Below are 13,177 nucleotides of genomic sequence, written 5' to 3'. Positions count from 1 at the left end.
AACGGGGCTATCCAGGAGGGCTCCGACGCCGTGATCACACCAGACACAGCGAGATCATCTCACCCGTGACCAGCAGTTACGGGACAGCCCTTAGTGAGACCGAGGCGCCGAGAAGCAGAAACATGATCAGTGTCTGAGTGTTCACTCACTTCTTTGCTCTGGTTGTTGAGGACAACCGGCTGACCGGCCGCCGCTGTTCCCAATAACCAGAGCAAAAAGTGCGAGGAAGCGAATCTACTCCAGAACGCTACCGGCGTGGCATTATGGAACAGTGCCGCGAGACTCCGCCGGGATTACCGTGCCCGTCCCGCTGGCCCGGCAGACTGCCGCTGGACGCGTTGACGGCCGAGCTCCTCTCACGGAGGCCCGGCCGTCGATGTCTTCGCGGAGTTCTGAAGGGATGCTGAAGAGTTAGCCCCTTCAGCCCCTGAGCTCCTTCAGCTCCCTCCTCGCTCGCAGCCGGCCAAGGATCGATGAGCGGGGAGCTTGCCGCTCGACGCGGCGTTGCTGTCGGCATCGAGCAGGGCTGTAGCGATGCGCCCCTTGAGCTTCGGGTCGCGGATACGAATCTGTAGGACGGACGCCAAGGATTCAAGGCACTTGTCACGACGTGTCCGGCAGCCTTGAACCGTCTGGCGCGGCCGGTCGCGCCGCCGCCCTGCCCGTAAGGCTCGCCAACTGGTCTAGGGTCGGCCCGTGTCAGAGACCGACGATCAGAATGAGATACCTGGGTTTCTCTACCAGTGGGACCGCGACCAGGCGCTCACCCAGGACCGATGCTTCCTGTGCGGGGTCGACCTTGCCAGAGGCCGGACCGACGAGCATGTCTTCCCCCAGTGGCTGCTGCGGCGGTGCGACCTGTGGAACGAGAAGATCACACTGCTCAACGGCACCCTGATGCCGTACAAGCAGATGAAAATTCCCTGCTGCAGCACCTGCAACAACGAACACTTGTCCCGCATCGAACAAGCCGTGGGCGACGCCTTCGCCGAGGGCCCCGAAGCGGTTGCGGCCCTGGACGCCACCACCCTGTTCTTGTGGATGGGCAAGATCTACTACGGCCTCATGTTCCGGGAACTGTCGCTCCTCGCTGACCGGCGTGACCCGCGGGGCAGCTCCATCGTCTCGCCCGAATTCCTGACCACCTTCCGCATGCACCACCTACTGTTGCAGGCGGCTCGCGGCGCCGTACGCTGGCAAAAGGATCAGCATCCGGCCTCCGTGTTCGTTTTCCAGGCGCAGGAGCCCACCGACCCGCGCCACCGCTTCGACTACGTGGACATCATCAACTACCCGTTCCTCGCCATCAGAGTCGGAGCGACCGTCGTCGTCGCCGTGCTCCAGGACTGGGGCGCGCTCGCCCAGGCTGTGACCGTTCCAGTTTTCGAGGCGGTCCGACAACTCGTGCTCCACCCGCAGTAGTTCCGTGAGGTGGCTGCCCTGGCCGCATACATGACTACCCTGTTCAACCGCGTCCCCAAGCACCTTCTGTATGCAGGTGAGAATCACGTCGATGTCATTACGCTGCCCCTCCAGGGCATGTCCACCAAGTTCGTCTTCGATCCCTTCGATGTGGGCGACTACGCACAGGTTCTGTCCCATGTCATGGGTCATCCCATCGAGGAACTGTATGACGGACGCAACATCGGCACCCTCCTGCGGGACGGGGACAACCAGCCGTGGGCCGTTCCATGGTCTGCCGACGAACGCCAGTACCCCGATATCCGGTTCATGCAGCGCTGACCCGCACAGCAATTCCCGCAGGCCGACAGGAGCAGCTCACGGCATGCGGCCTGCACCCGAGCCCCAAGCCGCGGTCTGCATCGGGAGCGTCGACGTCGTGCCGACGATGCCGGCGCAGGCAAGGGAACGGATCTCGCCGGCGGCGCGGAGGCGGTCTGCCCGGCGGCGGAGCGAGGAGGGCACGGTGGGTCCTTCGGCGCTGTCCGGCTGGGTGGAGCACCACATGATGCGGATCAAGAACGATCATGAAGGGTGAAGCGGGTGCGCCGCACCCTCTGCCGGGGCCACGGAGCATCCGGGATGTCTCCCGCACCCGGTCCAGTCCTCCATGGACCAGTACACCGACGCTACAACTGCGCGGCGCACCCCTCGTCCGCGATACGCACCATCATCCCTGCCCGGCTACGAGAAAGAGGCTTCACCGGCATACTCGTGATGCCTGCAGCGCAGCAGTAGGCACGGGAGTCGGGTAGAGCGGTCGGGCAGCTTGTCGGCGTGGCGTCGTGCGCCGAGGATGGCGGGATGATCGAACGTGACCATGCGCCGAACGCCGGGACGGGACTGCTCGGAGCGAACTTCAGTCGTCGCAGCCGTCTGGAACCGACCGCCAACCGGGCCGGGGCCGGGCGGTGGATCGCCATCGACGAGTCCGGCTACCACGGCGATCAGCTGCACGGCGGCGACCGCTACATGATCCTGGGCTCGGTGGCCATTGATGACGCCGATGCTGCCACCATCGTGGACACCCTGCGTGTCGAGGCGGGGATCCAGAAGTCCGCGACAGAGCTGAAGTTCCAGAAGATGTTCGCCGGCCCGGGTGCGGGCCGGCGCCGTCACCTCCTGGGCGACCTGCTGGCACCCGATGGTCCGCTCCATGACCGCGCCTCGGTATACGTGATCGACAAGCACTACTTCGTCGCGGCCAAACTTGTCGACCTCCTGCTGGAGGAGCGGTTCAACGCCATGGGCATCGACATCGTCATGAACGGCGTCGCCCGGCAATTCGCCCTGGACCTGGCCGCCGAAGGCCCCCGGGCGATGGGCCGCGACGGCTTCGACCGACTCATCGCCACCGCCGTGGGCTTCTTCTCCAAGAAGAACCGTACGGGCGACCATGTCACCGTCGACGAGCTCTTCACCGTCATCCAGCAGTGCCACGCCCACGCCCGCCGCCGTAAAGCCCCGCAGGCGAAGAAGGCGACAGCGGTCCTGGAGATGCTGCGAGAAACCCGCCGCGAAGCCGAAGCCTTCGCCCGTGAACGTCCGGCCAAGGCCACTCCGACCGGAGAGCTCGGGCTGCTCGACGACTCCACCGATCCGCTCGTCACCGCCGTGTCGACGGTCATCCTCCACGCCTCGATCCGACACGGCGGCAAGCTCCAGGTCCTCGCGGACGACCAACGGCTGCTGACCGACGACAAACTCGACGTCCTGGAACGTGGGGCGACAGCCGTGGGTCTGGTGCAAGGCCTGATCAAGCAGAGCCACCTTCAGAGCCTGGTCCGCGGCCGTTCGGTGGACCACCCCTCCCTCCAGCTCGCCGACCTGGTGGCAGGCGCCGGCCGGGCGGTTGCGCGATGGCACGACGGCCAGGACGACCCCGCCGGACAAGACCTCCACCCCATGGTGGCGCCACTAGTCGATCCCGGCGGTCTGCTCATGGATGAGAAGCCCGACGATTTCGCGCGAGTCGACACCGCCCGCGCGAAGCGCCGCTGAACGCCGTGCGCCGCCGTAGAGTCACCTGCGGCTCGAGCACCGGATCGGACGTTGCCCGCCCGAGGTGCTGTGCCGTCGCTGCCGCTGCCCCTGCCGCCGCGCGGAGAGCTAATGCCCCGTGCCCGGACAGCAGTCGGCGAGCCCTTCCGCACGACAAGTGGAATATGCGCGTGTCGCATGCGAGGGAGGTGGATGCTGGTGTAAGCAGGCGTGAGACCCTGCGGCCGTAGACGTCCGGCGGGGGCAGGGATCGGGGTGGGGCTCGTGACAGAAAGCGCGTACGAGGAGCTGCAGACCGGCCGGTTGGGGCCAGCCACGTTCGAACTGCTGCGGAGGCTGGTTCATCAAGCCCGCCGTGGCACCGGTTTTCCGCCCCCGGAGGGGCACACGGTGTGGAGCGATGACGCGGCTTACGACGTGATTAGCGCGATGTTGTCCCAGGAAGGAGCGGGACAACGGTTCGTGACCGTCTGCTTCACCCAGGCCGCCGACGAAGCCTCTCTGGAACGACTGTTTCTCACGTCGATCAAGAACTTCCTCATCGACGAGGCGAAGAAGACACCGCGAGGCAAGCTTCGGCGCCGTATCGCCCGGCTGATGGGCGAGGACGCGGCCTACCGCAAGCTCAAGGGTTCCCCGCCGCGCTGGGCACTGGCCGACCACGCCGAAGGAGCCGTATGGCAGGGAGATCTCGACGATCTCATCGCCCAGGCCGCACAGGTAAAAGGCGTCGGCATCACCCGCTGGAACCACTCCGGCCCCACACCCCAGCAGACCGTGCACGCCCTGATGGCCATCCTGCTGTCCGTGCTGCAGCGCGCACAGGGAGCGGTACGGGAGGAAGACCTCGCCAAGGTCCTCGAGGCCCGGTTCGAGCTTCTGGCACCGGCCCGCATGACCCCTCTGTTCGCCGACGAAGGGACCGTCGCCGCCATCGTCGAGCAGCATGCAGCCACCACCGCACCGGACCCGACCGGGGTCGAAGGGGTTGCCGAGGACATCTGGCAGCGTCTCTCACCCAACGAGCGTCTGCTGCTTCCCTACCTCGACAAGGACGCCCACCACGCGGCGCAACTACTGGAGATCCGGCAAGGCCATGCGGCGCTTGTCCTGTCCAACCTCAAGACAATGCTCCGTGATGCCCTCTCCGCTGACAGTGACCCCCAGGTCGTCATGGCTGCCCTGTTGCGGCGCTGCAGCAAGGCTGCGTCGTGAACAGCCCCAGTTACGTCGTCTGGACCCAGTGAGAAGAGAATGCGCTGATGGACCACAGCCGAGGAGACGGGGGAGACGGCATGAGCTCTGTCCACACCACTGCCTACCAGAGGCTTCTAGCCGCCGCAGCGAGTCTGAAAGTACCCGACGCCGTCCACCGGGTGGCCACCGCAGCACCCCAGGACCCCCGCCCCGGCCAAATCTGGCGCGCGATGTGGGAGGACACCATCCAGCTGCTGCTGATCACCACGGCCGGCGACGACGACACCGCGCGCGTCGTGCCGGCCTCATTCGAGCGGTACGCCGACGCCGACACCCTGCTTCTGCCCGCGCAGGCGACCACCCTGGAGCAGCCGCTGGCCCTGTGGTGGGGCCTGGAGACTACCGTGCCGTGGTGCGTGCTGGACCGGCAGGTCAGCGAGCTGACAAGCCGCCCCGACAACCTCACCTCCCGTGCGCTCGCAGACACAGTGACCGGAGCCCAGTGGGGAAGCCGTACCGTCTTGTCCTCAGCGGCAGACGAGTACCGCGCCGTTCTCACCGGCCACTTTGAGGTCCTCGGCTCCGCATGGTGGGCCCCGCAAGGATCGGGAGGTCTCTCCGAGCTCCTTGGCGAGCACGGAATCACCGTCAAGCAGCTCGCGGCCGAACTGAAACTGCCACCCCCTCTGGCGCTGGACTTGTGGCGGGGCCAGCAGCCCCTCACCGCCGAACAGGCCGCCACGCTCGCCGCACTCCTCGGCCAGCCCGCAGCCCGCTTCCTCGACGCCAACCCCGCCCTGCCACCCGCCGTCGTCCACGAACTCAACCGGCCTCTGCGGCGCAGCCAGGTCAAGAAGCTCTCCGCCCAGTACGACGAGACCGAACACGCCGCCCGTCTGCGCGCCGCCTATGGCGTCTACACGCTCGCGGCACGCGACGACAACCGCACCCAGCCGAACTGGACCGCACGTACCGACCGCTACTTCGAACTCCTCCTGGACTAATAGAGAAGAGGGGGTACCCCCGAGTGGTCAACTACGTGCTCGCCGGCGCCGCCCGCACCCAGGCCGCCGCCATGATCACAGAACTCGAAACGGTCCGCCCCGGCGCCGTCGAACTCCTGGCACAAGGCGCCCTCGCGGAACTGCGGACCTGGCCCGAGCTCACCGTCAAAGACGTCCCCGAGAACGAGGCAGCCCAAGGCTGCAGCGTCGCCGGCGCGTACGACTACGGCCCCCCAACCCGCCTGTCCGTCGCCACGTCCAACAGCCAGGCACGGCGGGACTTCACCGCCCTGCACGAACTCGGTCACCACCTGCAGAAGAACAGCTTCGACCTCATGGAGCCCTTCAGCAAGGAAGCCGACCGCGGCATCCTCCTCGAAGACGCCGCCTGCGACGCGTTCGCCGCCCAGATCCTGCTTCCCGCACACCTCGTCGACCAGCACCTGGACGCCAAAGGGCCCACCGCCTCAGCGATCACCCTCCTGTGGGAGACGAGCAACGCCTCCCGCATGGCCGTCTGCGTACGAGCAGCCCAGCACCTCCCCGCCCCCGGTCACGTCCTCCTCCTCGACCCCGTCGGACGCCTCGCTTTCGCCGCCTCCCACGGTCTGCCGCCCCTGCGGCGCGGCAGCTTCCAAGGCGACATCCCCGTCATCGACCGCGCCCTGGCCGGCGCCGGCCGCGTACAAGGACGGACCCAGGTCCGCTACCGTGACGGCATCCTCGGACGCGAACTGCACACCGATACTGCCCCCATGGACGGCTACATCGTCGCCGTCCTCGTCACCGACTCCGCCCCCTGGCGCGCCTTCACCCCGCCCACCGCCGACACAGGCCCCCGGTCGCGCGACTACATCTGCGCGAACTGCGACGAGAACTACCGCTCCTTCGAACCCGCTTGCCCGCGCTGCCGCACTCCTGAGTGCCCCGACTGTGGCCGCTGCGCCTGCCCGCCCCGTACCTCAGACCGCTCCTGCCCCGGCTGCTTCATCGTGCACCCGCCCGCGATGTTCGCCCCCGGCAGCGACCGCTGCCTCGACTGCTCCTGACACCCCGTCGGCCCTGTTAACCACACGCGTCTCCTACCCGCGAGTTACGTCGTCCGTTCCAGGTGAAGCACCCCACCCAGGGTGCTCACGGAACCCGGGCGCCGGCCGCGGGGACCCGTCGGAAACGTAGCCGGCAGGAACAGCAGGACAGCAACGATGGCCATCCAGATCACTGCGGTACGCCTGACGGCCGGCGGTACCACGCACGAGCACATCATCCACCTGTGGTGGACCGAGCAGGCGACCGGCAAGACCAGTGACAACACCCGGGCGCAGATCGTCGACTGGATCGAGAACCAGTCCGGCAAGGCCTACACCAGCGACGCAGCCGGCCACCGCACGGAAGTCGCCGTCGTGACGCCCGCCCGGGGCGAGAAGTACCTGCGGACCCACGCCGACGGCGTGTGGACCAACAACCTCCTCGCCCTGCCCCGGCGCTGACCCGCCACCATCAACCGGCCGTCGAACGCGCCGCTCCTACGGCGGCGCGCCAGACGCCCCCAGCCTCACCAGTCCGAACACGCGCTCCCCACTCCAGGAGGACCCCATGTCCCAGGACAACCACGGGCCCAAGCCCGTCACGATCATCGTCAACGCCCGCCCCCATACCTGGGCGGCGAAGGAGATCACCTACGAGGAGGTCGTCGACCTCGCCTACCCCGGCCAGCCGCCGAACGACCAGGACACCTACACCGTCCGCTACAGCCGCGGACACGACGGCCACGGAACGGGCAGCCTCACCGCTGGCCACAGCGTCCACATGAAGGAGGGGATGGTCTTCGATGTCTACCGCACTTCTCGCTCGTGACCCCGACCTCGCCCGCCTCCTCGACGACGGCTACGACATCACCCTCGCCGCCGGCCACATCATCATCCGGATCCCGTACGTCACCGAGAACCGCACCGTCGCCAATGGCTTCCTCGCCCACCCCGTCACCGTCGCCGGAGACCGCTTCGTCTCCGGCACCGACCACCGCATCTGGTTCGGCGGCTCCATGCCCTGCACCGAGCACGGCCACCCCCTGCCCCTGGCCACCCCCGAGAGCCGGGTGATCGCCAAGGGCATGCAGGCGAACTTCATGCTCTCCAGCAAGCCCCCGGGCGGCTACCCCGACCAGTACACGAAGATCACCGCGTACACGCGGATCATCGCCGACCACGCCCACGCCCTCGACCCCTCAGCCACGCCCACCCCCGGCGCCGCGTGGCAGGAGATCGACGACGACAGCCCCTTCGCCTATCGCGACACCGCCACCTCCCGCGCCGGCATCACCGCTATCAACCGCCGCTTTCGGGGCCACCGGATCGTGATCGTCGGCCTCGGCGGCAGCGGCAGCTACATCCTCGACCAGGTCGCCAAGACCGAGGTCGACTCGATCCTCCTCATCGACGGCGACACTTTCGACAACCACAACGCCTTCCGCGCACCCGGCGCACCCGCCCTCGACACCCTCCGCACCCGCCCACCCAAGGCGACCCACTTCGCCTCGATCTACGCCAACATGCACCAGGGCGTGACCGCCTGCGCGCAGTACCTCGACGAGGACAACCTCGACCTCCTCACCGGGGCGACGTTCGTGTTCCTCGCCTCTGACGACGCCGTCAGCAAGCCGGCCATCATCGACTGGCTCGAAACCCACGACGTGCCGTTCATCGACGTCGGCATGGGCATCGAAGAGATCGACGGCCGCCTCAGCGGACTGCTCCGCATCACCACCAGCCTCCCCGGCCGCCGAGACACGCCCCGCGAGCGCATCCCCCGGCCAGCACCCGAACGCGACGCCTACGCAAGCAACATCCAGACCGCGGACCTCAACGCGCTCAACGCCGTCCTGGCCGTCATCCGATGGAAACGCTCCCTCGGCATCTACGCCGACGCCACCGACGAGGCCCACACCACGTACTCACTGATCACCAACGAGATCGCCAACGAGGACCTCCCGTGACCCCAACAGACACCCTGCGCCCGGTCTTCACCGAGACCTTCCCCCAGGCCATGGACGCAGGAGTGCTCTACATCTCGATCCCGTACCGCACCTGCGGCCACCTGTGCTGCTGCGGATGCGGGTACGAAGTCGTCACACCGCTCTCCCCGGCCCAGTGGTCCCTCACCTACGACGGCGAGAGCACCTCCCTCACTCCCTCGATCGGCAACTGGTCCCTCCCGTGCCAGTCGCACTACTGGATCCGTAACGGCCGCGTCCGCTGGGCCCGCCGCTACTCGCCAGCGGAAATCGACCAGAACCGGAACCGGGACGGTCGCCTGCTGGCCGTCCACGACACCAGAGACCCTCAACCAAACGACGGGGAGGGATCCGCCGCCGTCTCCGGTTCTGGCACCGTCCGTAGACTGACGCGCGAGCCCCCCACCGCAATGCCGGACAAGTAGACCCCTACAACGCACTTAGCGACGTTGATGGGGGCCGCGGGGGCGGATGGGCGTGACGGTGGTTGAGATGCCCTTGTCGAGTTGCTGCCGCAGGGGTTCGTAGAATGGTTCTTTGGGAGCTGCCAGCGGGAGCCCGCCCACGGCTCCCAAGATCGCCCGGGCAAGTCCTAACAGACTCCCGTCCGTGCTCGGCTTCGGTGTCTATGGAGTTACTCCAGCCAGGGGCCCGAAGCAGGCAGGGCGGCGATCCTGCGCTGTCCCTGCTGAGACGCCTTCTTCTTCAGCACGAGGTTCTCGTAGTAGAGGCACCGAGCCTGTCTCGCCGACCTTGACGACCCGGCCCGCCAGCAGTGGCTCATCATCCCCACCCACCTCCCCAATGGGCGGCCCACACTCATCCGGGACGCCCGGATCGACGACCCTGCCTTGGCCTGCCGCCGAACCGCCGGGATGCTGCGGCAGCACTACGGCTCCAGCCCCCACTGGCCCGCCCCCGCGAAGGCCCTGGGCCCGGTGCTGGATGCCTTCATCACCGGCCGGACCGCGACGGTCGCCGAGATCTCCACCCGCGTCCTGCTGGACCTGCTCGGCTGGAAGGGCCAAATCCTCACCAGCAGCCAACTCCCGTCCCGGCCGGGCCGATCCGTCCGGCTCGCGGACCTCTCCGCCGCGACCGGCGCCCGCGCGTATCTGTGCGGGACCGGCGGCATGACCTATCTCGACCCCGCACCCTTCGCCGCCCGGAACATCGCCGTGGCGCCGTTGCGGCCGCCGTTGATCAATATCTGCTCCTCCTGCCGCCAGCCCAGTGCCCTGTGGGCCCTTGCGGCTCTCGGCCCGGATGCCGTGGCCGACCGGCTCCAGGCCCTCGCCGCCGTCCACACCGTCCTACAGCCCGCCGCCTGACGCAGCCGTCCCCCTCCTCAAGGAGGGGGACGTACCACTGAACGTCCCCAGTCGCGTACGACTCCGTCCTGCACCATCGCGTACGGGATGCGCCTAGGTCACATGCCTTCTTAGCTCCGGGCCGGGAGCCAAGGCAGCCCGCACGCGGGTGCGGCGCCCAGGAGAACAGGCACCCAGAGATTCCGCTTAGGGCCGTACGCGGAGTCGCAGAGCCGTGTCGGCCTCCCGCGTGGTGGCCGCCAGCCCGGCGGCTGACGCGACGAAGCTCTCGCCCATGTGACGAACACCACATCGCCTCCAGCGCGTCCGAAGCGGCTGCTGGGCGTGGTGCGGGGCGGCCCGATGTGGAACCGCGCACCCCTCCTCACCAGGGCTTCAGCTGCTTTGCCCCGTCCGTGACTGTGGCGGAGCCCTGCCGGAGTGCCCTCCGTTGGGCGACGAGCGGCTGGCACGAATCGCCAGGGAAGGCTCCTCCCGCACTGAGTTCCTGCCGGGTGGGCAGCCGACACTCCGGCGTCTGCTCACGGCCCCAGGCGCCAGGAGAGCACCAAGGGGAGTCCCTCCGAATGCCCGCGCCTCGGGGCCTTGGGCTGCACCTCGCCCAGTGGGACACTCCACCGCGGAACAGGCCAGCCGCACCTGGGATCAATCTCGTTGGGAATTCCGACGCCCAACTCTGCGCGTTCGTGTCTCGCCATGCCGGCTCGCGCAACCGTGCATTCCTGTGTGGTGTTTCGAGGGCGCGGCCATCGGCTTCGGGGGCGTCCCCGTTCGCTTCGGGAGCACGCTGCGGGGTTTCGAGGCCAGCCGGTCTCACGGGGCGGGTCTCGGTCTCGCGGACGCAGGTCTCGGTCTCGCGGGAGGTCTCGGCGTTCAACGACACAGGTCTCGTCTTCATCGCGACAAGATCGGCGTTCAGCGACACGGGGCCTGTGTTCAACGGCTGCTGTCGCGACGCGGACGGAGACGTCCGTGTCGACGGCGACGCCTTGTCCGCGGACAGTCCGCGCGGACGGGTCTGGATGTCCCCTCGGATACCCCGGATGTCCGATGGGTTGTCCGCCCCCTGTGACGCGGGCCCGCCGTGACGGCGGGCCGACGGACCGCAACGCGGACCGGGACGGTCTCCGGCGGACCGGAGTGGGGACCGGGTGGGGACGGACCGCAGCGCGGTCCGGGACGGACCGGGGACGGACCGGAGTGGGGAACCGGGCTGGGGAACAGGTGGGGACCGTCCCCGCTCGGTCCCCAGCGCCTGAGCGCGTTCACGCTCACCGAGCGTGAAGGCCGTGAATCAGTGAGCGTGAACGCCGTGAACTGGGACCGTGAACCGAGCTCACCGCAGCGGTGCACGCTCACCCCAAAACCGGTAGTTCCAGTCACCGTACGGGCGGCATCGCCGCCGTACTACCGCACGCGGACAGTGCAACAGCGCACGTACGGGTGCATTGCCGAGGCGTACGTACCGCGCCTGTACGGCGTACGTACGGCCCCGGCGAAGGGCCGGACGAACTGCGGAGAACCCAGTTCCCGCCTGGGCGGGAAGCACTTCGCAGATCACGCGCAACTGCATCCGATACGGCCGTACGTGCGCCGTACGGTACGGCCGTACCGGTCGTACGCCGCGGTGCTCGTACAGGCGCCGTACGAGCACCCGTACCGCTACGGATTACCGCTTCCTGATTACCGGTTCTGGGGTGAGCGCGAACCGGTGCGGTGAGCTCGGTTCACGCTCACCAGTTCACGGCGTTCACGCTCACCGAGCGTGGTCCCGCTCGGTGAGCGTGGGACCGGGTGGGGATGGTCCCCGCGCCGTCCCCAGCGTGGTCCCCCAATCCGTCCCCGGTCCGTCCCCAATCCCCAGCCCGGTCCGTCCCCGGTCCGTCCCGGACCGCGCTGCGGTCCGTCCCCACCCGGTCCCCACTCCGGTCCGCCGGAGACCGTCCCGGTCCGCGTTGCGGTCCGTCGGCCCGCCGTCACGGCGGGCCCGCGTCACAGGGGGCGGACAACCCGTCGGACATCCGGGGTATCCGAGGGGACATCCAGACCCGTCCGCGCGGACTGTCCGCGGACAAGGCGTCGCCGTCGACACGGACGTCTCCGTCCGCGTCGCGACAGCAGCCGTTGAACACAGGCCCCGTGTCGCTGAACGCCGATCTTGTCGCGATGAAGACGAGACCTGTGTCGTTGAACGCCGAGACCTCCCGCGAGACCTCTGCGAGACCGAGACCTGCGTCCGCGAGATCGAGACCCGCCCCGTGAGACCGGCTGGCCTCGAAACCCCGCAGCGTGCTCCCGAAGCGAACGGGGACGCCCCCGAAGTCGACGGCCGCGCCTCCGAAACGAAGGGGGACGCCCCCGAAGCCGATGGCCGTGCCCTCGAAACACCACACAGGATGAGGAAATGAAGTCATACGGCAGGGGCGAATCGAAAGAATGAAATGCCGACATTCGCGGAGAATTGGAGGACCCCGAGATTCGACAGTTTCCCGATTCGGGAATCGGGATCCGGAATTCATTGGGTTCCGCAAATAGAAAAAGGGATGTATGCTGGCAGCTGATCGCCAGTTCCGGGAAGCCGGACAGATCACTCGGTCCACAAATGAGTCGGGCCCCACGCCTCTGTCGCACGAGATCGTGGGGCCCCCGGTTCCGGACCTGAGATGGGCTCGGCCGTGGCATCGGCCGGGCCCATCGTTGCTGCTAGTTCAGCTGCCAGAGCTTGTACACCCAGTACGCGGCCTGGCTGGCGCGCGCGATCAGGATGCATATCTGGACGGCTGACTGCCGCTTGGTCCGGTCCGGCTTGGTTCCCTCGTCGGGGTTCCTGCCGGACACCGAATCACCTCCTCCCGGTAGACCAGCTGAAATCCACCGGAATTCTTGGAGGGGTGTCTCGACAGTAGCAGAATCACGCCTACTGAAAAGCGGCTCCCTGAATGCGGCACCCATGCGACACGGCTAATAGTGAGAGCTGTCCGGCGGCGCCGAGGCGTCGGTAATACCTGGCTCGCGCTCCGGGCGAGTCTCGGCGTGGTTCCGGTTACGGTCTCGGCGCCGAGACCGTGATCTTGGTTAAGGGCTGTCCCGTAAATGATCTTTGATGTGCCGGGTGACCTGGTGGTTTCTGCGTCACCCGGCAAGGACGAGGTTGTGCAGGCGGGAGATGC

11 protein-coding genes and 1 pseudogene are annotated in these 13,177 nt (G+C 67.7%); 11 read left to right on the top strand and 1 reads right to left on the bottom strand.

The annotated features are described in order from the left end of the window. The first annotated feature begins 696 nt into the window (after nucleotides 1–696). The 11 genes and pseudogenes from AB0927_RS40330 to AB0927_RS40280 all read left to right on the top strand — a co-directional run. Nucleotides 697–1,422 carry a hypothetical protein gene (locus AB0927_RS40330; RefSeq protein WP_366672843.1) on the top strand — a complete coding sequence of 242 codons (726 nt, stop codon included), beginning with the start codon at nucleotides 697–699 and terminating at the stop codon, nucleotides 1,420–1,422. A 30-nt stretch (nucleotides 1,423–1,452) separates the two neighbouring features. Continuing rightward, complete coding sequence (locus tag AB0927_RS40325) at nucleotides 1,453–1,743, top strand: hypothetical protein (RefSeq protein WP_366672842.1); 291 nt, start codon at nucleotides 1,453–1,455, stop codon at nucleotides 1,741–1,743. Between the two features lie 522 nt (nucleotides 1,744–2,265). Continuing rightward, a complete protein-coding gene (locus AB0927_RS40320) occupies nucleotides 2,266–3,462 on the top strand; it encodes a DUF3800 domain-containing protein (RefSeq protein ID WP_366672841.1) in 1,197 nt (398 codons plus the stop codon). A gap of 264 nt (nucleotides 3,463–3,726) precedes the next feature. After that, nucleotides 3,727–4,677: a hypothetical protein gene (locus AB0927_RS40315; protein ID WP_366672840.1), complete on the top strand. Its 951-nt coding sequence runs from the start codon at nucleotides 3,727–3,729 to the stop codon at nucleotides 4,675–4,677. Nucleotides 4,678–4,757: 80 nt separating this feature from the next. Beyond that, nucleotides 4,758–5,663 carry a hypothetical protein gene (locus AB0927_RS40310; protein WP_366672839.1) on the top strand — a complete coding sequence of 302 codons (906 nt, stop codon included), beginning with the start codon at nucleotides 4,758–4,760 and terminating at the stop codon, nucleotides 5,661–5,663. Between the two features lie 23 nt (nucleotides 5,664–5,686). Continuing rightward, complete coding sequence (locus tag AB0927_RS40305) at nucleotides 5,687–6,712, top strand: DUF955 domain-containing protein (protein ID WP_366672838.1); 1,026 nt, start codon at nucleotides 5,687–5,689, stop codon at nucleotides 6,710–6,712. Between the two features lie 156 nt (nucleotides 6,713–6,868). Continuing rightward, complete coding sequence (locus AB0927_RS40300) at nucleotides 6,869–7,153, top strand: DUF3892 domain-containing protein (RefSeq protein WP_366672837.1); 285 nt, start codon at nucleotides 6,869–6,871, stop codon at nucleotides 7,151–7,153. Nucleotides 7,154–7,259: 106 nt separating this feature from the next. After that, nucleotides 7,260–7,520: a multiubiquitin domain-containing protein gene (locus tag AB0927_RS40295; RefSeq protein WP_366672836.1), complete on the top strand. Its 261-nt coding sequence runs from the start codon at nucleotides 7,260–7,262 to the stop codon at nucleotides 7,518–7,520. Continuing rightward, entirely contained in the window at nucleotides 7,495–8,658 is a 1,164-nt protein-coding gene (locus AB0927_RS40290; protein WP_366672835.1) for a ThiF family adenylyltransferase, read from the top strand. Before AB0927_RS40295 ends, AB0927_RS40290 begins: the two co-directional genes overlap by 26 nt. After that, nucleotides 8,655–9,101, top strand: a complete 447-nt coding sequence (locus tag AB0927_RS40285) for a DUF6527 family protein (RefSeq protein WP_366672834.1) — start codon at nucleotides 8,655–8,657, stop codon at nucleotides 9,099–9,101. Before AB0927_RS40290 ends, AB0927_RS40285 begins: the two co-directional genes overlap by 4 nt. A 345-nt stretch (nucleotides 9,102–9,446) precedes the next feature. Continuing rightward, nucleotides 9,447–10,007, top strand: a pseudogene (locus tag AB0927_RS40280) (WbqC family protein); the annotation flags it as partial. 2,703 nt (nucleotides 10,008–12,710) lie between these two features. Here AB0927_RS40280 and AB0927_RS40275 read toward each other — a convergent pair. Then, complete coding sequence (locus AB0927_RS40275; RefSeq protein ID WP_281392946.1) at nucleotides 12,711–12,845, bottom strand: hypothetical protein; 135 nt, start codon at nucleotides 12,843–12,845, stop codon at nucleotides 12,711–12,713. Nucleotides 12,846–13,177 lie beyond the last annotated feature (332 nt).

The sequence above is a fragment of the Streptomyces sp. NPDC048106 genome (assembly GCF_040706415.1).
Lineage (GTDB): Bacteria > Actinomycetota > Actinomycetes > Streptomycetales > Streptomycetaceae > Streptomyces.
This window is presented reverse-complemented; position numbering and strand designations above follow the sequence as displayed.

Bases quoted from the DNA above. Each gene is read 5' to 3' on its own strand.
- AB0927_RS40320 (WP_366672841.1), top strand. From the start codon at position 2,266: ATGATCGAACGTGACCATGCGCCGAACGCCGGGACGGGACTGCTCGGA.
- AB0927_RS40295 (WP_366672836.1), top strand. From the start codon at position 7,260: ATGTCCCAGGACAACCACGGGCCCAAGCCCGTCACGATCATCGTCAAC.
- AB0927_RS40325 (WP_366672842.1), top strand. From the start codon at position 1,453: ATGACTACCCTGTTCAACCGCGTCCCCAAGCACCTTCTGTATGCAGGT.
- AB0927_RS40290 (WP_366672835.1), top strand. From the start codon at position 7,495: ATGTCTACCGCACTTCTCGCTCGTGACCCCGACCTCGCCCGCCTCCTC.
- AB0927_RS40310 (WP_366672839.1), top strand. From the start codon at position 4,758: ATGAGCTCTGTCCACACCACTGCCTACCAGAGGCTTCTAGCCGCCGCA.
- AB0927_RS40300 (WP_366672837.1), top strand. From the start codon at position 6,869: ATGGCCATCCAGATCACTGCGGTACGCCTGACGGCCGGCGGTACCACG.